The following is a 20605-nucleotide window of genomic DNA, read 5'->3' on the forward strand; positions in this document are numbered from 1 at the left end:
TCAGGCCGCCAAAGCCACGCCGAGATGGCGTTCCAGCAACGCCGCGTCGTCCGCCGCGTGGCGGGCGGGTCCGGCGTGGACCACCCGGCCCCGGTCGAGGAAGACGACGCTGTCGGCGAACTCCAGCGCCCGGTCGATCTGCTGCTCCACCAGGATCACGGTCATGTCCAGCTTGGACAGCGCGTCCATCAGCAGGTCGCAGATCACCGGGGCCAGCCCCTCCAACGGTTCGTCGAGCAGCAGGACGGAGGGTTGGCCCAGCAGGGCGCGGGCCACCGACAGCATTTGCTGCTCGCCGCCCGACAGCTCGGCGCCGCCGTTGCGCCGCCGCTCGCCCAGGCGGGGGAACAGGGCGTAGGCCTCCTCCAACGCGGCGCGCGGGCGGCCCTTCAGGCCGGTGACGAGATTTTCCTCGACCGTCAGGGATTTGAAGACGTCGCGGGTCTGCGGCACATAGCCCAACCCCGCCGCCGCCCGCGCCGAGGAGGCCAAGCCGCCCAACTCCACCCCGTCCAGTTTGATCGAGCCGCCATGGCGCGTCGTCTGCCCGACCAGCGTCGCCAGCGTCGTCGATTTGCCGACGCCGTTGCGCCCCAGCAGGGCCAGACGCCCGCGCGGCGGCACGGAGAAGGACACGCCGTCGAGAATGAGCGTGGCGCCATAACCGGCGCGCAGGTCGCTGATGTCCAGCAAGCCCTTTTCCGTTCCCTGGCCCTCAATGCGCATTGGCCCGGCTCCCCAAATAGACTTCGCGGACGCGGGGGTCCGCCATGACGTCGCGCGTCGCGCCGCTGCACAAAAGCTTGCCCTGCGCCAGCACGACGATGGAGGACGCGAAGCGCGACACCAGATCCATGTCGTGCTCGATCATCAGAACCGCCAGATCCTTGGGTAGGCGGTCGATGGCGTCCAGGATGCGCTGGCTTTCCGAATGGGGCACGCCCGCCGCCGGTTCGTCAAGGATCAGCACCTTGGGCCGCATGGCGAGCGCCAGAGCGATTTCCAGCAAGCGTTGTTGCCCGTACGCCAGCGAGCCGACCGGCGTTTCCGCCGCCGCGCCCAGACCCATCAGACCCAGACACTCCGCCACCTCGTCGGCCAGCCCGGCGGTTTTGGCGACGGAGGCGAACAGACGGAAGGTGCGGCGGTCGCGTTGCAGCACCGCCAGCTCCATATGCTCGCGCACCGTCATGGATTTGAACAGGCGGGCGACCTGGAAGGAGCGGATCAGGCCGCGCCGCACCCGATCCGCCGCCGACAGTTTGGTGACGTCGCGGCCATCCAGCCGGATCGCCCCGGCGGTCGGCGGCAGAACGCCGGTGACAAGATTGACGAAGGTGGTCTTGCCGGCCCCGTTCGGCCCGATCAGGGCGCAGCGGTCGCCCGCCTTCAGGCTCATGCTGATGTCGGAGGACACCTGAAGCCCGCCGAAATTCTTGCTGAGTCCCTGAACCTCCAAAAGAACGCTCATGCCGCTTCTCCATCGCCCTTGCGGGCCAGCAGGGCGCGCAACCGCTCGCCGCCCGACGCGACGCCGCCGGGCAGGAACAGGACGATTCCCATCAGGAACAGGCCGATGAACAGCATCCAGTGGAAGGGATCGGTCGCCGCCAGAATGTGATGCACGGTCATGAAGGCCACCGTGCCGATCACCGCGCCATAGAGCCGCCCGGTTCCGCCCAGCACCAGCATGACCAGCGCCTCCGCCGACCAGGAAAAGCTGACGCTGTCCAACCCGACGATGCCGCTGCTGACGGCGGTCAACGCCCCGGCTGCCCCGGCGAAGATCCCGGCCACGGCGTACATCGTCACCAGATAGGCGCGCGGCGAGCCGCCCAGCGCCGAAATCCGCAAGGGATCCTCCTTCACCCCCCGGCAGGCCAGCCCGAAGGGGGAGCGCACGATCCGCCGCGCCGCCAGCATGCCGACCACCAGAACGGCCACCGCGAACAGGTAGGAGGTCCGGCCGAACATGTCGAAGCGGAACAGGCCCAGCAACGGGGCGGGGTCGATTCCCGACAGGCCGTCGCTGCCGCCGGTCCAGTCGCGCGCCTTGTTGGCGACCTCCTGGACAATCTGCGTCACCGCGATGGTCAGCATCAGCAGCGTCAGGCCGCGCGCGTGCAGGATCAAGGCGCCCGTGACCAGCGCCATCAAACCGCCCGCCGCGCCGCCGATCAGCAGCAGAACCAGCGGGTCGTTGACCAGATGGACCGCCGCGATCCCCGCCGCGTAGGCCCCGGTTCCGAACATCGCCGCATGCCCCAGCGTGGCGATTCCGCAATAGCCCAGCACAAGGTCGAGCGACAGCACATACAGCGCGGTCGCGGCGATGCGGGTCATCAGCCCGAGATCCTCGGGAAACAGCCAGAAGGCCGCCAACCCCAGCGCGCCGGTGATCGGCGCGGCCAGCCAACCGAAATCGCGCCGGGGCGTCGCCAGTGTGGCGGAATCACGGGTCATCGGGGCGCTCAATCCTTTGCTCAGGCCGTCGGTCATGGTGGCGCTCATGCCATCTTCCCCTTGAAGAAGCCGTGCGGCCAGCGGAACAGGATCAGGATCAAGGCCGCGTAGAAAAAGAACTCGCCGAAATTCGGTATCAGATATTTGCCCGCCGTGTCGGTGATTCCCAAGGCCAGAGCGGCGGCGGCGGATCCGAAGATGCTGCCCGCCCCGCCGACCGCCACCACCGCCAAAAACAGCACGATGTAGCGGATGGCGTAATAGGGTTCCAACGGCAGCAGTTCCGCCCCCAACACCCCGCCCAACGCGGCAAGGCCCGTGCCGAGCGCGAAGGTCGCCATGTAAAGCCGTTCGGTGCGGATGCCGAGCGCGGCGGCCATCGCCGGATCATCGACCGCCGCGCGCAGACGGATGCCGAAATCGGTGCGCTCCAGCAACCACCACAGGCCAAGCAGGGTGACGGCCCCGGCGGCGATGACGAAGGCGCGGTGCGTCGGGATGGACTTCGGCCCCAAGGACACCGTGCCGAGCAGCAGGTCGGGCAACGGGATCCGCTTCAACGACGGGCCGAACAGGTAATTGACCGACGCGACGATGACGAAGGTCAAGCCGATGGTCAGCAGCACCTGCGACAGCTCGTTCGCGTGGCCGTAGATGCGGCGGTAGAGCAGCCTTTCCAGCGGCAACGTCGCCAGCACCGTCAGCAGCACCGCGACCAGCAGCGCCGCCGCATAGGGCAGCCCGAAGGATTGCGCGGCGTAGGACGCGACGTAGCCGCCGACCATGGCGAAGGCCCCATGGGCCAGATTGACCACCCGCATCAGCCCCAGCGTCACCGACAGGCCGACCGAAATGATGAACAGGATCATCCCATAGGCGACGCCGTCCACGGCGATGCCGAACATGGTTTCCATGACACGCTCCGCCTGTTCGCTGGACCGTCCCCTCTCCCGCAAGGGAAGAGGGGACGACGCGCAACCCGCTTACTTGCCGATTTTGAAGCCGAAATCCGGCTGTTCGGGGAAGGACGCCTTTTCCGTGTTTTGCAGCTTGCCGTTCACCCGCTCCACCGTGCGCAGATAGATGGTTTGGCGGATGTGGCGGCTGTCGGGGTCGATGGTCACGGGGCCGCGCGGGCTTTCCCAGCTCATGCCCTTCACCGCTTCCACCGCCTTCAGCCCGTCGATCTTGCCGCCGGTCTTGGCGATCATGGTGTAGATCAGATGCACGCCGTCATAGGCGCCGACCGAGGTGAAGGTGGCGTTGTCCGACGACCCGAACAGCTCCTTGTATTTCGCCAGAAAGCTTTTGTTCACAGCGGAATCATGGGCTTGGCTGTAATGGAAGCTGGTGGTCATCCCCAGCACCGCGTCGCCCAGCGCCGGAAGGTCGGGTTCCTGGGTGATGTCGCCGGGGCCGAAGAACTGGATGCCCTTCTCCTTCAGGCCGTTGTCGGCGAAGGCCTTGGCGAAGGCGAGCGTCGTCGGTCCGGCGGGCAGGAAGGCGTAGACCGCTTCGGCCCCGCTGTCTTTGATGCGCTGCATGAAGGGGGCGAAGTCGTTCGATTTCAGCGGCATGCGGATGGTGTCCACCACCGCGCCGCCCGCCTTTTCAAAGGTGGCCTTGAAGGCGGTTTCACCGTCGATGCCGGGGCCGTAATCGCTGACGGCGGTGATCGCCTTTTTGACGCCCAGCTTGGCGATGTGGTTGGCCAGCGGCACCGTGTTCTGCCACAGGGTGAAGGAACTGCGGACGTAACGCGGCGATTTTTCCGTGATGGCGGAGGTCGCGGCGTTGAAGATCACGGCGGGGATGTTGGCCTCGTCGATCAAGGGGGCCACGGCCATCGCGTCGGGGGTGAAGGCGAATCCGGCCAGAAAGCTCACCCGCTCCTTCACGATCAACTCTTGCGCCAGAGCCTTCGACTGCGCCGGGTTGGCCTGATCGAGATCCTTGAAGACGAACTCCACGGTGTCGCCGCCGACCGTTTTGCCATGTTCGGCCTGATAGACGGCGATGCCCTCCTTGAAGGTCTGGCCGAACATGGCGAAGGGACCGGAGAAGGGGGCGATCACCCCGACCTTGATCGTCGCCGCGTCGGCGCCGCCAACGCCCAGTGAAGCCGCGAAGACCGCGCCCAAAAGCGCCTTGCGCAGAGTCGTCGTCATCATCCCTCCCAATCTGTCCACCGTCAGGGCCGCGTCGGGTGAATCCCGGCTGCGTGATCTTCCGTGCAGCCTACTGAGGGGAAAGCGGATCGTCAAGTGCGGTATATGATTTTATGGGCGATAAACGCCCAGAAAGAGAGCTTAGCATAATCATCTGTAAAACAACGAAAAGATCAAGATTCTGAGTTTTTATGGATAGGGATGCATTGTGCTGCGGCGCAGTAAGGGCGATTATCGAACTCATACATCATTTTTCGCACTTGACACAGGGCGTGCCCGCCGCCCATTCTGGGCGCAAAGGGAAATGAATGTGCGATTTTCGCACAAATGGGAGGTCTTATGGCGCTCATCACACCTCTGCGCGAGGCGGTGTCCAGCCTTGTGCAAGACGGCAACACCGTCGCTTTGGAGGGGTTCACCCACCTCATCCCCCACGCCGCCGGTCACGAAATCATTCGACAGGGCAAAAAGGATCTGACGCTGGTCCGCATGACGCCCGATTTGATCTATGACCAGATCATCGGCATGGGCTGCGCCCGCAAACTGATCTTCTCCTGGGGCGGCAACCCCGGCGTCGGCTCGCTCCACCGCTTCCGCGACGCGGTGGAACAGGGCTGGCCGCACAGGTTGGAGATTGAGGAGCACAGCCACGCGGGCATGGCCAACGCCTATGTCGCGGGCGCGTCCAACCTGCCCTTCGCCCTGCTGCGCGGCTACACCGGGTCCGACCTGCCGAAGGTCAACCCGAACATCCGCTTCGTCGAATGCCCCTTCACCGGGGAAAAGCTGGCGGCGATCCCGTCGGTGCGCCCCGACGTCACCGTGATCCACGCGCAAAAGGCCGACCGGCGCGGCAACGTGCTGCTGTGGGGCATTCTGGGCGTGCAGAAGGAAGCGGTTCTGGCCGCCAAACGCTCCATCATCACGGTGGAGGAGATTGTCGACGATCTGGAGGCGCCGACCAATTCCTGCGTGCTGCCGAGCTGGGCGGTGTCCGCCGTCTGTCATGTTCCGGGCGGGGCCTATCCGTCCTACGCGCAAGGCTATTCGGAGCGCGACAACAAATTCTACAAGGATTGGGATCCCATCGCCCGCACCCGAGAGACGTTCCAAGCCTGGATGAAGCGCCATGTCCTCGACACCGTGGATTTCGCGGATTTCAAGCGGGCGCTCGCCGACAGCGCGAAGAAGGAGACGGTGTGATGAGCGCGCATGACTTTTCGGCTGCCGAAATCATGACGGTGGCGGCCAGCCGTCTGTTGCAGAACGGCACGGTGTGCTTCGTCGGCATCGGCCTGCCCTCGACCGCCGCCAACCTCGCCCGGTTGACCCACGCGCCCGACGTCGTGTTGATTTATGAATCCGGCCCGATCGGCGCGAAGCCGACCGTCCTGCCGCTGTCCATCGGCGACGGCGACCTGTCCTTGACCGCCGACACCGTGGTCAGCACGCCGGAGATTTTCCGCTATTGGCTTCAGGGCGGGCGGATCGACGTCGGCTTTCTCGGCGCGGCGCAGATCGACCGTTTCGCCAACATCAACACCACGGTCATCGGCCCCTACGACGACCCCAAGGTTCGGCTGCCCGGCGCCGGCGGCGCCCCGGAAATCGCGGCGCAGGCCAAGGAGGTCTTCATCGTTCTGAAGCAGAACAAGAAGGCCTTCGTCGAAAAGTTGCCCTTCATCACCTCGGCGGGCTTCCTGGATGGCGGTGACGCGCGGGAAAAGGCGGGGATCACCGGCGGCGGCCCGACGGCGGTCATCACCGACCTGGGCATCCTGACGCCCGACCCGGTGACGCGCGAGTTGACCTTGACCAGCATCCATCCCGGCGTGACGGTGGAGCAGGTGCGCGAGGCGACCGGCTGGGACGTGAAAATTTCGCCCGACCTCACAGTCACCGAGATTCCCGACGCCGACGCGCTGGCCGCGCTGCGCGATCTTCAGGCCCGCACCGCCAAGGCGCACGGGCAAAGCACCAGTTCGGAGGGTTGATCGCGATGAGCGAGGCTTACATTTGCGACGCCATCCGCACGCCCATCGGGCGTTACGCCGGGGCCTTGTCGTCGGTGCGCCCCGACGATCTGGGCGCGGTTCCGCTGCGGGCGTTGATGGCGCGCAACGCCGGGGTTGATTGGTCGGCGGTGGACGACGTCATCTTCGGCTGCGCCAACCAGGCGGGGGAGGACAACCGCAACGTCGCCCGCATGTCCAGCCTGCTGGCCGGTCTGCCGGACGTCGTGTCGGGAACGACGATGAACCGCCTGTGCGGTTCCGGCCTCGACGCCATCGCCACGGCGTCGCGCGCCATCAAGGCCGGGGACGCGGAACTGATGATCGCGGGCGGCGTGGAAAGCATGAGCCGCGCCCCCTTCGTCATGGGCAAGGCCGACAGCGCCTTTTCCCGCGCCGCCGAGATTCACGACACCACCATCGGCTGGCGTTTCGTCAACCCGGCGATGAAGGCGCTGTACGGCGTCGATTCCATGCCGGAAACGGCGGAGAATGTGGCGGACGACTGGAAAATCAGCCGCGCCGACCAAGACGCCTTCGCGCTGCGCAGCCAACAGCGCGCCGCCCGCGCCATCGCCGACGGCACGCTGGCCCAGGAAATCACCCCGGTGGTCATCAAGGGCCGTAAGGGCGAAACCACCGTCACCACCGACGAGCACCCGCGCGCCACGACGCTGGAGGCGCTGGCCGCGCTGAAGCCGGTGGTGCGGGCGGGCGGCACGGTGACGGCGGGCAACGCCTCGGGCGTCAACGATGGCGCCTGCGCCGTGTTGATCGCGTCGGAGGCCGCCGTCAAACGCTTTGGCCTGACGCCGCGCGCCCGCGTCGTGTCGGGGGCCACCGCTGGCGTGCCGCCGCGCGTGATGGGCGTCGGCCCGGCTCCGGCGACGAAAAAGCTGCTGGAACGGTTGGGTCGCTCCATTTCGTCGGTGGACCTGATCGAGTTGAACGAGGCGTTCGCCGCGCAAGGTCTGGCGGTGCTGCGCGAGTTGGGCTTGCCCGACGACGCCGACCATGTGAACCCCAACGGCGGTGCCATCGCGCTGGGCCACCCGCTGGGCATGAGCGGCGCGCGTCTGGTGACGACCGCGCTCTATCAGCTTGAGCGAACCGGCGGACGCAGCGCACTCTGCACCATGTGCATCGGCGTCGGCCAGGGCATCGCCCTGTTGATCGAGCGGGTGTGAGCGCGCGTTCGGCCCCCTCCCCAGCCCTCCCCCGCTTGTCAGCGGGAGAGGGGGCAGGCGGCTGAAGCGCTCGCGTCCCCTCTCCCGCGTGAGCGGGGGAGGGTTAGGGAGGGGGCAACGGACACTTCCTCCCCACAAAAACAAGACCACCGGGAGGATCCCATGCCCTTCATCGACGCCGACGGATTGACGGTCCATTACGATCTGACCGGCCCGGCTGACGCGCCGGTTCTGCTGCTCGCCAACTCCATCGGCACCAGCCTGCACATCTGGGACGCCACCCTGCCCGCGCTGACCAAGCGTTTCCGGGTTTTGCGTTACGACATGCGCGGCCATGGGTTGACCGGCGTGTCGCCGGTGGGCGCCGACAGCGGCTACAGCATGGACCGTCTGGCCGACGACGCGGCAGCGCTGCTTGACGCGCTGGGCATTGGGCGGGCGCATGTCTGCGGCCTGTCCATCGGCGGCATGATGGCGCAGCGGCTGGCGGTGAAAGCGCCGGAGCGGGTGGACGGGTTGATCCTGTGCGACACCGCCGGGTTGATCGGCCCGCCGTCGATCTGGGCCGACCGGATTGCGGCGATCCGCGCCAACGGTCTGGACAGCATCGCCGAAGGAGTGATGGCCCGCTGGTTCACCGAGCGGTTCCGGGCCGAGCGCCCCGATCTCATTCGCGGTTACGTCGCCATGCTCAGCCGGACGCCGGTCGATGGCTATGTCGGCTGTTCCATGGCGATCCGCGACGCCGATTTGCGCGCCGACAACGCCCGCATCGTCGCGCCGACTCTCGTGGTGGTGGGGTCGGAGGATCTGGCGACCTCCCCCGCCCTGGCGCGCGAACTGGCCGACGGCATCCCCGGCGCGCGCTTCGCCATCCTGCCCGACGCCGCGCACATCCCCTGCGTCGAGCGCCCGGCGGAGTTGGCCGCGTTGATCCTGGAGTTTTTGAGCGGCCTGTCCGCCCCCGCCGAGATGCCGGAGCGCGGCCTGTACGACCGGGGCATGGCGGTGCGCCGCGCGGTGCTGGGCGACGCCCATGTTGACCGCTCCCTCGCCCGCGCCAGCGATTTCGACCGTGATTTCCAGGAATTCATCACCAAAACCGCCTGGGGATCGATCTGGACCCGGCCCGGACTGGACCGGCGGACCCGCAGCCTGCTGACCATCGCCATGCTGGCCGCGCTGGGTCATGACGGCGAGTTCAAACTGCACATCCGCGCCACCCGCAACACCGGCGTGACCCGCGACGAGGTGAAGGAAGTCCTGTTGCAAGCCGCCGTCTACGCCGGGGTTCCCGCCGCCAACCACGCCATCGCGCTCGCCCGCGCGGTCTATGAGGAGATGGACGCCGAAGAGGCCGGAGCGTCGGCGTCATGAGCGGGATTCCCTACGCCGACCCGCTGCTCGACCCGCTGTTCACCACGCCCGACGCGGCGGACGCCTTTTCCCCGCGCGCCCGCCTGCAAGGCATGCTGGATTTTGAGGCTGCGTTGGCGCGGGCCGAGGCGGCGGTCGGCGTCATTCCCCCCGGCGCGGTCGCCGCCATCGCGGCGGCCTGCGACGCCGCGCTCTACGACGCGGCGGCCTTGGGGGCGGAAGCGGCGCTGGCGGGCAACACGGCGATTCCCCTGGTCAAGCATCTGACCCGCAAGGTGAAAGAGGCTGACGAGGAGGCCGCCCGCTTCGTCCATTGGGGGGCGACCAGCCAGGACGCGATGGACAGCGGCCTTGTCCTGCAATTGCGCGGCTTCATCGACGGGCTGGACGCCGACCTTGCGGCGCTGGCCGCCGGGCTGGCGGTTCTGGCCGACCGCCACCGGGCGACGCCGATGGTGGCGCGCACCTGGTTGCAGCACGCCCTGCCGACGACCTTCGGGTTGAAGGCGGCGGTCTGGCTCGACGCGCTGGGCCGCGACCGGCAACGGTTGGCGGCGGCGCGCGGGCGGTTGGCCCTGCAATTCGGCGGCGCGGCGGGAACGTTGGCGGCGCTGGGCGATGCCGGCCCGGCGGTGGCCGAGGCGTTGGCGGCGGAGCTTTCCCTCCCCCTGCCCGCTTTGCCCTGGCACGCCAGCCGCGACCGCGTGACCGAATTGGCGGCGGCGCTGGGCATTCTCGCCGGAACGCTGGGGACCATCGGGCGCGACGTGTCGCTGATGATGCAGATGGAGGTTGGCGAGGCGTTCGAGCCGTCCGGCCCCGGTCGCGGCGGCTCTTCCACCATGCCGCACAAGCGCAACCCGGTGTCCTGCGCCGTCCTGCTCTCCGCCGCCCTGCGCGCGCCCGCTCTGGTCGGCGGGCTGCTCGCCGCGCAGGTGCAGGAGCATGAACGCGGCCTTGGCGGTTGGCACGCCGAATGGCAGGCCCTGCCCGACCTCGCCCGGCTGGTCGCCGGGGCGGCCCATCACGCCGCCACGATGATCGACGGGTTGACGGTGGACGCCGAGCGGATGCGGGCTAATCTGGATTTGACGCGCGGCTTGATCCTGGCCGAAGCGGTGACGATGGCCCTGGGCGAGACGATGGGCCGTCTGGCCGCCCACGCCCGCGTGGCGGAAGCCAGCCGCCGCGCCATCGCCGACCAGCGCCCCTTGCGCGACCTGCTGGCCGAGGACGCCGAGATCGTCGCGGCGCTGGGGCTGGACGGGCTGGACCGCCTGTTCGACCCGCTGCGCTACACCGGGTCGGCGGCCCATTTCATTGATCGCGCCTTGGCGGATCACGCTGTGATGGAACGCGCGCACGGTCGGTGAGGCCCATTGTTCAGAAAGTGAACCAGCGCGGTCCAGTCTTCGCGTTTCACAAAAATGGACCAATGGTCCACAATCGTCTCATCAAAAAACACCCCCAAGGAGGCGCCCGAGATGACCCACACGCCGCAGGCCGAGGCGGATTTCGCCCCGCGCGACTGGACGCAGCACCCGCCCTACCTGTCCCCCGCCTACAAATCGACGGTGCTGCGCTCCCCCAGCAAGCCGTTGATCCCGGTCAAGCAAAGCCTGCTGACCCGCAGCGGCCCGGTGTTCGGGCATGACAGTCTGCGCGAATTCGACAATGACTTGACCAAGAATGGCCGGGTGAACGGCGAGCCGTTGGGCGAGCGCATCATCGTGACGGGCCGCGTGCTTGACGAAAGCGGTCGCCCGGTTCCCAACACGCTGCTGGAGATCTGGCAGGCCAACGCGACGGGCCGCTACGTTCATCGCTGGGACCAGCATGACGCGCCGCTCGACCCGAATTTCTTCGGGGCTGGCCGTTGCGTCACCGACGATCAGGGGCGCTACCGCTTCACCTCGATCAAGCCCGGCGCCTATCCCTGGGGCAACCATCACAACGCGTGGCGTCCGGCGCACATCCATTTCTCGCTGTTCGGCCCGGCCTATCTGACCCGGCTGGTCACGCAGATGTATTTCCCCGGCGATCCGCTGTTGCCGTTGGATCCCATTTACAACGGCATTCCCGAAGGGGCGCGCGATCTGCTGATTTCGCGCTTCTCAATCGACGTGACCGAGCCGGTGTGGGCGCTCGGCTATGAATTCGACATCGTTCTGCGCGGGCGCCACGCCACGCCGATGGAGGCCTGAACCATGCTGAAGCAAACCCCGTCCCAGACCGTCGGCCCCTATTTCGCCTACGCCTGGACCCCGGAGCTGTATGGCCGTCGCCCGCTGCTCAGCAACGTGCTGACCACCACCGACACGGCGGGCGAGCGCATCCGCGTGGAAGGCGTGGTGACGGACGGCGAAGGCGCGCCGATCCGCGATTGCGTGATTGAGATTTGGCAGGCCGACGCGCAAGGCCGCGTTCAACCCGGCGCGGCGGGCTTTGGCCGCTGCGGCACGACGGAAGAGGGGCTGTACCGCTTCGACACCGTGAAGCCGGGCGCGACCGGCGACGGCGAGGCCCCGCACATCGCGGTGACGGTCTTCGCGCGCGGCATGCTGGTCCACGCCTTCACCCGCGTCTATTTCGCCGACGAGGAACGGGCGAACGCCGAGGATCCGACCCTGGCCCTGGTCCCGGAAGACCGCCGGTCAACCCTGATCGCCAGCCGCGCGGACACGCCGGGCGGCGCGGTCTACCGCTTCGACATCCGTCTTCAAGGCGACCGGGAAACCGTGTTTTTTGATTTGTAAGGTGTGTTTTTCCCTCTCCCTCTGGGAGAGGGAGGGGACCCACGAAGTGGGGAGGGTGAGGGGTTCGCCAACGACTGGGATTCTCGGAGAACCCCTCACCCGGCCCTGTCGGGCCACCCTCTTCCCGGAGCGGGAGAGGGAAACAAAACGTCCGTCACGCGCGCGTGCGCTCAATCTCCACGCCGACGCTGGCGGCGTCGGGGAACACGTCGAGCTTTTCGACCCGCACCTTCGCCGCCTTGACGCGGGCGTCGGCCAGGCAGCGTTCGGCGATGCGTTCGGCCAGCGTCTCCACCAGGGTGACGTGCCCCTGGGTGACGACGCCCTTGACCACCGACGCCATGTCCTCGCCGGTCACGCCGGGGGCGATGACGTCGAGATCCAGATTCAGGCGGACGCGCTGGGGCTTGGCGCGTTCGTGCGCGTAGACGCCGATCAAGGCGTCCATGACGAGATCACGGACAAAACAGCGGGTGGACAGCGCCGCCGACGCCGCGCGCGGCGTCGGAGCGGTGACGGTGGCGAAAAGCTTGTTCATGGGCGAACGCCTAACATAGCGGCGCCCGGCTGCCAAGACACCGCCGCGATCATGACGGGCAAGGCAGCCACGCTTGGCCCAAACCAACGTCTTTTTCAGTGCATTTCCGAACGGATTTGCTCGCGCAGGACGTCGATGGGGCGCAACGCCTCGCCATCCTCGTAATGCCAATAGGTCCAGCCGTTGCAGGCGGGCAGTCCGGCCATCGCCGCGCCGACCTGATGGATCGAGCCGCGATGATCGCCCAACGGGTTGGAGCCGATCAGCGTGCCGTCGGCGCGCACCCGCGCGGCCACCCGGCGGCGTTGGTCGAACAGAGTCGAGCCGGGGCGCAGCAAGCCGCGCTCCACCACCCAGCCAAAGGGAATGCGCGGCGCGCTGCGCTTGGGCGGCGTGTCGAGGATGGCGCCCTCCGGCGCTTCCTCCACCGCGTCGATGCGGGCTTGCGCGGCCTTCACATAAGTGTCGTCGCGCTCCAGCCCGATCCATTTGCGGCCCAGCCGCTTGGCCACCGCGCCGGTGGTGCCGGTGCCGAAGAAGGGATCCAGCACGACGTCGCCCGGACGGGACGAGGACAGGATCACCCGGTACAGCAGCGATTCCGGCTTTTGCGTCGGGTGGGTCTTCTTGCCGTCCTCGTCGCGCAGCCGCTCGCCGCCGGTGCAGATCGGCAGAACCCAGTCGCTGCGCATCTGAAGATCCTCGTTCAGGTTCTTCATGGCGTCGTAGTTGAAGCGATAGCGCGCGTCCTTGTCCTTCGACGCCCAAATCATGGTTTCGTGCGCGTTGGCGAAGCGGGTGCCCCGGAAATTCGGCATCGGGTTGGTCTTGCGCCACACGATGTCGTTGAGGATCCAAAATCCCAGATTCTGGAGCGTCGCGCCGACGCGGAAGATGTTGTGATAGCTGCCGATCACCCACAGCGAGCCGTCGGGCTTCAGAATGCGGCGGGCCGCCGTCATCCAATCCTGGGTGAAGCGGTCATAGGCCTCGAAATCGACGAACTTGTCCCAATCGTCATCCACCCCGGCGACGCGGGAATGGTTCGGTCGCAGCAGCTCGCCACCCAACTGAAGATTGTAGGGCGGATCCGCGAAGACGAGATCGACCGACTCAGGCGGCAGGTCGTTCATCAACGCGATGCAATCACCGACCAGGATACGATTGTGAGGAGACATCAGGGCAACCAACAGCAGCGGGGACTCGAGCGCGACAATGAGTCGCCGCCGAGTCGCCGTCAACAGCTTTTTGCGCCAAGAGTCAGACGAGTCAGCCGGTTAGCGCCTTTTGCGCGCGCACTGGTGCAAAAGAGACTCGGTGGTGCGCGGTGACGCCGTGCAGCCGCAACGCCGCCACATGCTCGGGCGTCGGATAGCCCGCGTTGCGGTCCCAGCCATAGTGGGGATGCTCCGCCGACAGACGCAACATCTCGTTGTCACGCGCCACTTTGGCGAGAATCGACGCGCAGGCGATGGATTGGCTGCGGCTGTCGCCCTTGACCACCGCCACCGCCTCGCAGCCAAGATCGGGGGTGAATTTTCCGTCGATCAACGCCGCGTCGGGGGCGGCTCCCGGCAAGGCCAGATAGGCGCGTTTCATCGCCAGCAGGGTCGCCTTGTGGATGTTGAGGTCGTCGATTTCCTGGGCCGACGCCTCGGCGATGGCGAAGGCGAGCGCGTGGGCGCGGATCGCCGGTTCGATCTCGTCGCGCAAACGGCGGCTGAGCGCCTTGCTGTCGTCGATCAGCGCGGCGATCTCCGGCGGCAAGCCGTCGGGCGGCAGCACCACGGCGGCGGCGACCACTGGTCCGGCCAGCGGCCCACGCCCAACCTCGTCGATGCCGCAAACCCGACGGCCCGGCCCGAAGGCGGTTTCAAAGGACAGGTCGGGGCGGTGACGGACGACCGTCGCCCCGCTTTTGGCGGGGCGTGGGGCGGAGGCGGCTTTGCGGGGCATGACCGGCGGCTTCAGCGGGGGGTGGAAAGCTGCTTGATATAGATGCGGGTCAGCGTCCGCAAGATGGGCGGCATGGCGGCCAAGGCCTGGACAAAGCTCTCCTTGCGGATGATTTCGCAGACGGTCGCCTCGGTCGCCGTGGCGCTGGCGGCGCGCGGATGATCGGTCAGCAACGCCAACTCGCCGAAGATCCGGCCAGGGCCGAGCAACGCCAGCTCCTTGTCCTCAAAGCCGTCGGCCCGGCGGATGGAGACTTGCCCGGATTGGATCAGATAGGCGGCCAGCCCCTCGTCGTTCTGGCGGAAAAAGACATGACCCTCGCGAAACAAGCGGCGTTCGACCAGCGTCTGGAAGGACGCCGAAGACCGGATCTCGGCGCCGCCGTCCAGCCGTTCCGGTTGGGGCAGGCCGTAATTGCGGCGGATCGCCGCGATCAGGCTTTCCAGCAGATAGCGCGCCAGCGGCGGCGATTTGCGCAGCATGATTTGAAACGTCTCGCGAGTCAGCTCCACCGCCGACACCGACGTGACGGTGCGCACGGTGGCGCTGCGCGTTCCGTTGTCGATCAGGGCCATTTCGCCGACCACCGACCCGGCTTTGATGATTCCCAACCGCTTCAAGCCTTCTGGACGTTCCAGCAAAGCTTCCATTTCACCGGATTCGACCAGCCATGCGCGGTCGCCAAAGGCCCCCTGATGCATCAGGATGGTTCCGGCTGGGATCTGAATGCGTCGGGTGTCGGCGCTGGGGGGGCTTGTCATTGGTCGGCTCAAGAAGCGTGTGGCGCAAGAACCTTATCAGGAATGATGACTGAAAATCGTTAATCCGCCAATTGGGAATGGCCCACGATCACCCTCTTGAGCCGATGGACGCGGCTGCGCTATGGATGCGGCCCGCGACGGCATGGGCCGGCGCCCGCGTGACTTCAGAGATGCCGACATGACCGCCGAAACCCCCGCGACCTCCACCGAATGCCCTTGCCGTTCGGGAAAGACTTTTGACGCCTGCTGCGGCCCCTATCTGGCCGGCTTGCCCGCCCCGACGGCGGAAGCGCTGATGCGCTCGCGCTATTCGGCCTACGCCGTCCGCAACATCGACTATCTGCACGACACCTTGCAGCCGGAAACGCGCGGCGACTTCGCCCGCGCCGAGGCCGAGACCTGGGCCGACAACAGCGTTTGGACCGGGCTTGAGATCCGCTCCACCGAAGGCGGCCAGCCCGGCGACAAGGACGGTCTGGTCGAGTTCGTCGCCCGCTTCACGATGAACAACAAGCCGCTGACCCACCACGAAACCAGCCGTTTCATCCACCAGGACGGGCGTTGGTATTATGTGGACGGCGTGCTGGGCGCCCGCCCGCGCAGCGGCCCCAAGGTTGGCCGCAACGACCCCTGCCCCTGCGGCAGCGGCAAGAAATACAAGAAGTGCCACGGGGCCTGACCGGCCCGTCCGTCGCGATCAATTTCACCCGGCGCGCCGCCAAAACGCGCCGGGTCTGAAACTTTCTCGAGTCTTTCGTGGTTTGGGCCGCAATCCCGATTGAATTCCGCGCCGGAACGGCTCATGGTCCGTTCGCCGTGTTCCGGCGTTTCGGGATGCGGTCTATCACGACAGATGAGACTACACTTATGTTCGATCGTCCGCAGCGCAACAACTCGTTCCGCGCTCCCGAGATTACCCAGCGCGACATCCGGGCCACTGTGAAGTGGTTCAACAGCACCAAGGGCTTCGGCTTCGTGACGCCCGAAGACGGCTCGCCCGACGCTTTCCTTCACTCGACGGTTCTGCAATTCAGCGGGCACGACAGCCTCGACGAAGGCGCGACCATCGTGTGCGACCTCTCGCGCGGCCCGAAGGGTCCGCAGGTCGCCACCATCCATTCCGTGGACCTGTCCACCGCCGCCCCGAGCAGCCGTCCGGCCCGCCCGGCGCGTGACCGTGACAGCGGCTGGGGCAACGATGGCGGCTACGGCGGCGGCAACAGCTACGGCGGCGGTCGTGACTCCTACGGCGATTCCGACAGCGGCGAGACCGTTGACGGCACCGTCAAGTGGTTCAACGTGACCAAGGGCTTTGGCTTCATCGCCCCGGCCAGCGGCGGCAAGGACATTTTCGTCCACATCCGCGCGTTGGAGCGTTCGGGCATCCAGTCTTTGGCCGATGGCGAGCAGGTGCGTGTCAGCATCCGCCAGGGCGCCAAGGGACCGGAAGCGCAGCGCGTCGAGCTGGCGTAACGTCTCGTCTCGTGATGTGATCTGATGCGGAAAACCCCCGCTCCACTGGAGCGGGGGTTTTTTGTCGTCCGCCCTTTGAACGAGATTCAGGCGACGCTGGGCAGAAAGCGTTCGCTGAACAGATGGTTGTCCGGCACGCCCTGCTCGCGCGCCGCGCGCTCCACCGCGTCGATCAAGGCGGGCGGGCCACAGGTGTAAAGATCGGGGGCCACAGCCAACGCCGCCAGATCGGCGCGCACCGCGTCCGCCGGGGTGCCTCGAAAGCCTTGCCACCCGTCTCCGGCCTGCCAGACGCAGGGGATCAGGGTGAATCCCGGCAACGCCTCCGCCACCCGCCCGAGATCGTCGAGCGCGAACAGCTCGCTCTCCCGGTTGACGCCGAAATAGAGGCGGGCGGGTTGCGGATCCTGGAACTCGGCCATCCGCCGCAGCATCGACAGCATCGGGGCCAGCCCGGTTCCCCCGGCGACGAACCAGCGCGGGCGCAAGCCATGCTCCTGCAAGGTGAAACCGCCCAGCGGCCCATGCGTCAGCAGGCGATCCCCGATCTTGGCCCGCCGCTCCAGATAGCCGGAAAAACGCCCCTGGGGTTGCAGGCGGATCAGGAATTCCAACACGCCGTCCCAATTCGCCGTGTTGGCCAGCGAATAGGCGCGGCGCACGCCCTCGCCGGGGATCTCCAGCTCCATATATTGCCCGGCCTCAAACTCCGCCGCGCGGCCCTCCCCCTCATCCTCCAGTTCCAGGCGCAGGCGGATGGTCCGCTCGCCCACCACCGTCAAATCGGTCACGGCGGCGCCGCGCGGGCGCACGGCTTGGCTGAGGATGCGGGAGCGGTCAAAGGGGGCGCTGACGCTCATCGGACCACGCGGGTAGGTCCGGCACAGCAGGATCGCCCGGCGTTCGGCGTCCTCCGCCGACAAAGCGGCGCTGCTGTGGGGGCCGAGATGATACTCCCCCTCTTGCGCGGTGGCCCGGCAGGCCCCGCAACCGCCCTCGCGGCAGACCACCGGCAGGAACAGATCGACGGCGGCGGCGGCCTCGACCAGGCTTTGATCCTCGGCGCAGGGAAAGCTCAGCCGCTCGCCGTCGCGGGTGAGCAGCGCGATGCTGTGGACGCTCATCGGTTGGGAAACTCCCAGTCGGAACAAACGAAAAGCGCCGCCGGACGGGCAGGATGACTCCCCCCATCCGGCGGCGCGGTTCAGACGATCAGGCGGCGCGGTTCAGCGCGGCGGCGATGTCGTCCGGCGCGTTGGTGATCGGCTGGATGCCGAAGCCGTCCACCAGCGTCGCCAGCACGTTCGGCGTGATGAAGGCGGGCAAGGTCGGCCCCAACCGGATGTTGCGGATGCCCAACGCCAGCAGGGTCAGCAGCACGGCGGCGGCCTTCTGCTCGAACCAGGACACCACCAGCGACAAGGGCAGGTCGTTGACGCTGCAATCGAAGGCTTCGGCCAAGGCCCCGGCGATGCGGATCGCCGAATAGCTGTCGTTGCACTGGCCGATGTCGAGCAGACGCGGAATGCCGCCGATGGCCCCGAACTCATGCCGGTTGAAGCGGTATTTGGCGCAACCCAGCGTCAGAACCACCGTGTCGTCCGGCGCGCCGGTCGCGAAGTCGGAGTAATAGTTGCGGCCCGACGCCGCGCCGTCGCAGCCGCCGATCAGGAAGAAATGGCGGATGTCGCCCGCCTTCACCGCGTCGATGACGGCGCCGGCCACGCCCAGCACGGCGTCGCGGCCAAAGCCGACGGTGATGGTCTGTTCCGGTTCGTCCGCTTTGAAGCCCGGCAAAGCCAGAGCGGCGTCAACCAGCGGCTTGAATTGGTGGTCGGTCAGGTGGCGCAGACCGGGCCAACCCACCGGCCCGGCGGTGAAGATGCGCTGGCGGTAACGCGGGCCGGGTTCGATGATGCAATTGGACGTCATCAGGATCGGGCCGGGGAAGTTGGCGAAATCCGTCTGCTGATCCTGCCAGGCTCCGCCGTAATTGCCGACCAGATGCGGGTACGCCTTCAGCGTCGGATAGCTGTGGGCGGGCAGCATTTCGCCGTGGGTGTAGACGTTGATTCCCTTGCCCGCCGTTTGCTTCAGCAGGGCTTCCAGATCGCCCAGATCATGGCCGCTGACCAGAATCGCCTTGCCCGCCACCGGGGCGACGCGGACGGCGGTCGGGCATGGCGTGCCGAAACGCCCGGTGTTGGCGGCGTCCAGCAGCTCCATGACCTCAAGGTTGAGGCGACCGACCGACAGCGCGCGGTCCAGCAAAGTCGGGACGTCGGTCGGGTCGCTGGCCAGAAAAGCCATCGCCTCTTCCACGCCCGCGAACACCGTGTCGCGGGTGTAGCCCAGCACGGCGGCGTGGTTGGCGTAGGCGGCGACGCCCTTCATGCCGTAGAGGATCAGGGCGCGCAGACCGACGACGTCCTCCCCCACCTCGGCCAGACCGGCGTTGACCGGCACGGCGGCGGCTTGGGCCAGCAGCCCTTCCAGATCGGCGGCGGGCGTCCACTCAATCGCCGGGCCGGTTGGGGCGGCGATTGTGGCGGCGTTCGGCGCGGCCTCGCAACGCGCCTTCACCCGGTCGCGCACCGCCGCCGCCTCGTTCAGCAGAGTGACGAAGCGGGTCGGGTTGAAATTGACGTTGGTCAGGGTGGTGAACAGCGCGTGCAGCATGAAGGCGCCCGCCTCATGGTCCGGCACGCCCAGGGCGCGGGCGCGGCGGGCCTGCTGGGCGACGCCCTTCACCGCGTGGACCAGCAGATCCTGGAGATCCGCCGTGGTCGCGTCCTTGCCGCACAGGCCCTTGGCCGACGCGCAGCCGTCGCCGCTGGGAAGACGGGTCGTTTGCTCGCACTGATAGCAAAACATGAGGCGCCCTCTGACGTTTCTGGAGTGTTCCAGAGCGCTTATAGGGGCGGCCTCGACCGTCTCACTTGACCATGGTCAAGTGAAGAACTTTTACGCCTGCTTGGCGTCGATGATGCCGCGACGGATGGCGCGGGTTTTGGTGAAGGTGTCCTGCAACTGCTGCCCCTCGCCCCACCGGATGGCGCGTTGCAGGGCGGTCAGATCCTCGGTGAAGCGCTGGAGAATCTCCAGCACGGCTTCGCGGTTGTTGAGAAACACGTCGCGCCACATCACCGGATCGCTGGCGGCGATGCGGGTGAAGTCGCGGAAGCCGCCCGCCGAAAATTTGATGACTTCGGACTTGGTGTCCTCCTCCAGATCCGACGCGGTGCCGACGATGGTGTAGGCGATCAGGTGGGGCAGATGCGAGGTGATGGCGAGCACGCGGTCATGGTGGCTGGCCTCCATGATCTCGACGTTGGAGCCGACGCGGCGCCACATCTCAACCACCTTGTCCACCGCTTGCGGGTCAGCCCCGGTCGGCGGGGTCAGAATGCACCAGCGCCCCTGAAACAGCGAGGCGAAGCCGTTCTCCGGCCCGGAGTGCTCCGTGCCCGCCACCGGATGGCCGGGGACCAGATGCACGCCGTCGGGCAGGTTGGGGCCGATGTCGCGCAGCACCGCCTGCTTGACCGAGCCGACGTCGGTCACGATGGTTCCGGGGGCCAGATGCGGGCCGATGCGCTCCCCCACCTCGGCGAAGCTGCCGACCGGGGTGGCCAGCACCACCAGATCGGCCCCGTCCAACGCGACCTCCACCTCCGTCGTCGCCATCTCGACGATGCCCAACTCCATCGCCTTGACGCAGACGTCCTTGCTGCGGTCGGCGCAGACGACCTGCCGGGCGATGCCATACTCCGTCAGCGCCCGCGCCAGAGACGAGCCGATCAGGCCGATGCCGATGAAGGCGACGCGGTCGAACAGGGGGGCGGTGTCGCTCATGATGGTCCACGGGGGTGGGTTGCGGGCGCGAAAAACGCCTTGTTTTAAACCACCTTGGG

21 protein-coding genes are annotated in these 20605 nt (G+C 67.2%); 9 read left to right on the forward strand and 12 right to left on the reverse strand.

What is annotated here, in order from left to right; translation table 11 throughout:
* The 5 genes from ACODS4_RS21125 to ACODS4_RS21145 form a co-directional block, all read right to left on the reverse strand.
* Positions 1-726, reverse strand: a complete 726-nt coding sequence (locus ACODS4_RS21125; protein ID WP_488867218.1) for an ABC transporter ATP-binding protein — start codon at positions 724-726, stop codon at positions 1-3.
* The gene (locus tag ACODS4_RS21130; RefSeq protein ID WP_488867220.1) at positions 716-1471 is read right to left on the reverse strand and encodes an ABC transporter ATP-binding protein; all 756 of its coding nucleotides are present in this window, start codon (positions 1469-1471) and stop codon (positions 716-718) included. The genes ACODS4_RS21125 and ACODS4_RS21130 overlap by 11 nt, the downstream gene beginning before the upstream one ends.
* Positions 1468-2511, reverse strand: a complete 1044-nt coding sequence (locus ACODS4_RS21135) for a branched-chain amino acid ABC transporter permease (RefSeq protein WP_488867222.1) — start codon at positions 2509-2511, stop codon at positions 1468-1470. The genes ACODS4_RS21130 and ACODS4_RS21135 overlap by 4 nt, the downstream gene beginning before the upstream one ends.
* Positions 2508-3377, reverse strand: coding sequence for a branched-chain amino acid ABC transporter permease (locus ACODS4_RS21140; RefSeq protein ID WP_488867224.1), 870 nt, complete (start codon positions 3375-3377; stop codon positions 2508-2510). Before ACODS4_RS21140 ends, ACODS4_RS21135 begins: the two co-directional genes overlap by 4 nt.
* Positions 3378-3446: 69 nt before the next feature.
* Positions 3447-4634 carry an ABC transporter substrate-binding protein gene (locus ACODS4_RS21145; protein WP_488867226.1) on the reverse strand — a complete coding sequence of 396 codons (1188 nt, stop codon included), beginning with the start codon at positions 4632-4634 and terminating at the stop codon, positions 3447-3449.
* Between the two features lie 336 nt (positions 4635-4970).
* On the opposite strand from ACODS4_RS21145, the gene ACODS4_RS21150 reads away from it, so the two are divergent.
* The 7 genes from ACODS4_RS21150 to pcaG all read left to right on the forward strand — a co-directional run bounded on the left by ACODS4_RS21150 (position 4971) and on the right by pcaG (position 11963).
* On the forward strand, positions 4971-5834 hold the full coding sequence (locus tag ACODS4_RS21150; protein ID WP_488867228.1) for a CoA transferase subunit A: 864 nt from the start codon (positions 4971-4973) through the stop codon (positions 5832-5834).
* Entirely contained in the window at positions 5834-6625 is a 792-nt protein-coding gene (locus ACODS4_RS21155; protein ID WP_488867230.1) for a CoA-transferase subunit beta, read from the forward strand. Before ACODS4_RS21150 ends, ACODS4_RS21155 begins: the two co-directional genes overlap by 1 nt.
* Positions 6626-6630: 5 nt before the next feature.
* Entirely contained in the window at positions 6631-7830 is a 1200-nt protein-coding gene (gene pcaF, locus ACODS4_RS21160; protein WP_488867232.1) for a 3-oxoadipyl-CoA thiolase, read from the forward strand.
* A gap of 162 nt (positions 7831-7992) precedes the next feature.
* Positions 7993-9207, forward strand: a complete 1215-nt coding sequence (gene pcaDC / locus ACODS4_RS21165) for a bifunctional 3-oxoadipate enol-lactonase/4-carboxymuconolactone decarboxylase PcaDC (protein ID WP_488867234.1) — start codon at positions 7993-7995, stop codon at positions 9205-9207.
* On the forward strand, positions 9204-10580 hold the full coding sequence (locus ACODS4_RS21170) for a 3-carboxy-cis,cis-muconate cycloisomerase (RefSeq protein WP_488867236.1): 1377 nt from the start codon (positions 9204-9206) through the stop codon (positions 10578-10580). Before pcaDC ends, ACODS4_RS21170 begins: the two co-directional genes overlap by 4 nt.
* A 111-nt stretch (positions 10581-10691) precedes the next feature.
* On the forward strand, positions 10692-11411 hold the full coding sequence (gene pcaH, locus ACODS4_RS21175) for a protocatechuate 3,4-dioxygenase subunit beta (protein ID WP_488867238.1): 720 nt from the start codon (positions 10692-10694) through the stop codon (positions 11409-11411).
* 3 nt (positions 11412-11414) lie between these two features.
* Positions 11415-11963 carry a protocatechuate 3,4-dioxygenase subunit alpha gene (gene pcaG / locus ACODS4_RS21180; RefSeq protein WP_488867240.1) on the forward strand — a complete coding sequence of 183 codons (549 nt, stop codon included), beginning with the start codon at positions 11415-11417 and terminating at the stop codon, positions 11961-11963.
* A gap of 154 nt (positions 11964-12117) precedes the next feature.
* On the opposite strand, the gene ACODS4_RS21185 is transcribed toward pcaG, so the two are convergent.
* From ACODS4_RS21185 to ACODS4_RS21200, 4 genes are all read right to left on the reverse strand, one after another.
* Positions 12118-12501 carry a dihydroneopterin aldolase gene (locus ACODS4_RS21185; protein WP_488867242.1) on the reverse strand — a complete coding sequence of 128 codons (384 nt, stop codon included), beginning with the start codon at positions 12499-12501 and terminating at the stop codon, positions 12118-12120.
* Between the two features lie 95 nt (positions 12502-12596).
* Positions 12597-13679, reverse strand: coding sequence for a site-specific DNA-methyltransferase (locus ACODS4_RS21190; protein ID WP_488867244.1), 1083 nt, complete (start codon positions 13677-13679; stop codon positions 12597-12599).
* A gap of 91 nt (positions 13680-13770) precedes the next feature.
* Positions 13771-14457, reverse strand: coding sequence for a ribonuclease HII (rnhB, locus tag ACODS4_RS21195; RefSeq protein WP_488867246.1), 687 nt, complete (start codon positions 14455-14457; stop codon positions 13771-13773).
* Positions 14458-14468: 11 nt separating this feature from the next.
* Positions 14469-15218, reverse strand: a complete 750-nt coding sequence (locus ACODS4_RS21200; RefSeq protein WP_488867248.1) for a cyclic nucleotide-binding domain-containing protein — start codon at positions 15216-15218, stop codon at positions 14469-14471.
* A 178-nt stretch (positions 15219-15396) separates the two neighbouring features.
* Between ACODS4_RS21200 and ACODS4_RS21205 the strand changes: the two genes are divergently transcribed.
* A complete protein-coding gene (locus ACODS4_RS21205) occupies positions 15397-15897 on the forward strand; it encodes a YchJ family protein (RefSeq protein ID WP_488867250.1) in 501 nt (166 codons plus the stop codon).
* A 188-nt stretch (positions 15898-16085) separates the two neighbouring features.
* The gene (locus tag ACODS4_RS21210) at positions 16086-16691 is read left to right on the forward strand and encodes a cold-shock protein (RefSeq protein WP_488867252.1); all 606 of its coding nucleotides are present in this window, start codon (positions 16086-16088) and stop codon (positions 16689-16691) included.
* Between the two features lie 86 nt (positions 16692-16777).
* Here the strand turns inward: ACODS4_RS21210 and ACODS4_RS21215 are convergent, their stop codons facing one another.
* The 3 genes from ACODS4_RS21215 to ACODS4_RS21225 form a co-directional block, all read right to left on the reverse strand.
* The gene (locus ACODS4_RS21215) at positions 16778-17815 is read right to left on the reverse strand and encodes a 2Fe-2S iron-sulfur cluster binding domain-containing protein (RefSeq protein ID WP_488867254.1); all 1038 of its coding nucleotides are present in this window, start codon (positions 17813-17815) and stop codon (positions 16778-16780) included.
* 88 nt (positions 17816-17903) lie between these two features.
* Entirely contained in the window at positions 17904-19565 is a 1662-nt protein-coding gene (gene hcp, locus ACODS4_RS21220) for a hydroxylamine reductase (RefSeq protein WP_488867256.1), read from the reverse strand.
* Positions 19566-19655: 90 nt separating this feature from the next.
* Positions 19656-20546 carry a prephenate/arogenate dehydrogenase family protein gene (locus ACODS4_RS21225; protein ID WP_488867258.1) on the reverse strand — a complete coding sequence of 297 codons (891 nt, stop codon included), beginning with the start codon at positions 20544-20546 and terminating at the stop codon, positions 19656-19658.
* Positions 20547-20605 lie beyond the last annotated feature (59 nt).

The organism is Azospirillum sp. FG154 (assembly GCF_057809575.1).

What these genes read in the sequence shown, in the direction of transcription:
- pcaH (WP_488867238.1), top strand. Translation starts at nt 10,692, where the DNA reads ATGACCCACACGCCGCAGGCCGAGGCGGATTTCGCCCCGCGCGACTGG.
- pcaG (WP_488867240.1), top strand. Translation starts at nt 11,415, where the DNA reads ATGCTGAAGCAAACCCCGTCCCAGACCGTCGGCCCCTATTTCGCCTAC.
- ACODS4_RS21135 (WP_488867222.1), bottom strand. Translation starts at nt 2,511, where the DNA reads ATGAGCGCCACCATGACCGACGGCCTGAGCAAAGGATTGAGCGCCCCG.
- ACODS4_RS21210 (WP_488867252.1), top strand. Translation starts at nt 16,086, where the DNA reads ATGTTCGATCGTCCGCAGCGCAACAACTCGTTCCGCGCTCCCGAGATT.
- ACODS4_RS21140 (WP_488867224.1), bottom strand. Translation starts at nt 3,377, where the DNA reads ATGGAAACCATGTTCGGCATCGCCGTGGACGGCGTCGCCTATGGGATG.
- ACODS4_RS21150 (WP_488867228.1), top strand. Translation starts at nt 4,971, where the DNA reads ATGGCGCTCATCACACCTCTGCGCGAGGCGGTGTCCAGCCTTGTGCAA.
- ACODS4_RS21125 (WP_488867218.1), bottom strand. Translation starts at nt 726, where the DNA reads ATGCGCATTGAGGGCCAGGGAACGGAAAAGGGCTTGCTGGACATCAGC.
- pcaDC (WP_488867234.1), top strand. Translation starts at nt 7,993, where the DNA reads ATGCCCTTCATCGACGCCGACGGATTGACGGTCCATTACGATCTGACC.
- ACODS4_RS21200 (WP_488867248.1), bottom strand. Translation starts at nt 15,218, where the DNA reads ATGACAAGCCCCCCCAGCGCCGACACCCGACGCATTCAGATCCCAGCC.
- ACODS4_RS21190 (WP_488867244.1), bottom strand. Translation starts at nt 13,679, where the DNA reads ATGTCTCCTCACAATCGTATCCTGGTCGGTGATTGCATCGCGTTGATG.
- ACODS4_RS21215 (WP_488867254.1), bottom strand. Translation starts at nt 17,815, where the DNA reads ATGAGCGTCCACAGCATCGCGCTGCTCACCCGCGACGGCGAGCGGCTG.
- hcp (WP_488867256.1), bottom strand. Translation starts at nt 19,565, where the DNA reads ATGTTTTGCTATCAGTGCGAGCAAACGACCCGTCTTCCCAGCGGCGAC.
- ACODS4_RS21130 (WP_488867220.1), bottom strand. Translation starts at nt 1,471, where the DNA reads ATGAGCGTTCTTTTGGAGGTTCAGGGACTCAGCAAGAATTTCGGCGGG.
- rnhB (WP_488867246.1), bottom strand. Translation starts at nt 14,457, where the DNA reads ATGCCCCGCAAAGCCGCCTCCGCCCCACGCCCCGCCAAAAGCGGGGCG.
- ACODS4_RS21170 (WP_488867236.1), top strand. Translation starts at nt 9,204, where the DNA reads ATGAGCGGGATTCCCTACGCCGACCCGCTGCTCGACCCGCTGTTCACC.
- ACODS4_RS21225 (WP_488867258.1), bottom strand. Translation starts at nt 20,546, where the DNA reads ATGAGCGACACCGCCCCCCTGTTCGACCGCGTCGCCTTCATCGGCATC.
- pcaF (WP_488867232.1), top strand. Translation starts at nt 6,631, where the DNA reads ATGAGCGAGGCTTACATTTGCGACGCCATCCGCACGCCCATCGGGCGT.
- ACODS4_RS21205 (WP_488867250.1), top strand. Translation starts at nt 15,397, where the DNA reads ATGACCGCCGAAACCCCCGCGACCTCCACCGAATGCCCTTGCCGTTCG.
- ACODS4_RS21185 (WP_488867242.1), bottom strand. Translation starts at nt 12,501, where the DNA reads ATGAACAAGCTTTTCGCCACCGTCACCGCTCCGACGCCGCGCGCGGCG.
- ACODS4_RS21155 (WP_488867230.1), top strand. Translation starts at nt 5,834, where the DNA reads ATGAGCGCGCATGACTTTTCGGCTGCCGAAATCATGACGGTGGCGGCC.
- ACODS4_RS21145 (WP_488867226.1), bottom strand. Translation starts at nt 4,634, where the DNA reads ATGATGACGACGACTCTGCGCAAGGCGCTTTTGGGCGCGGTCTTCGCG.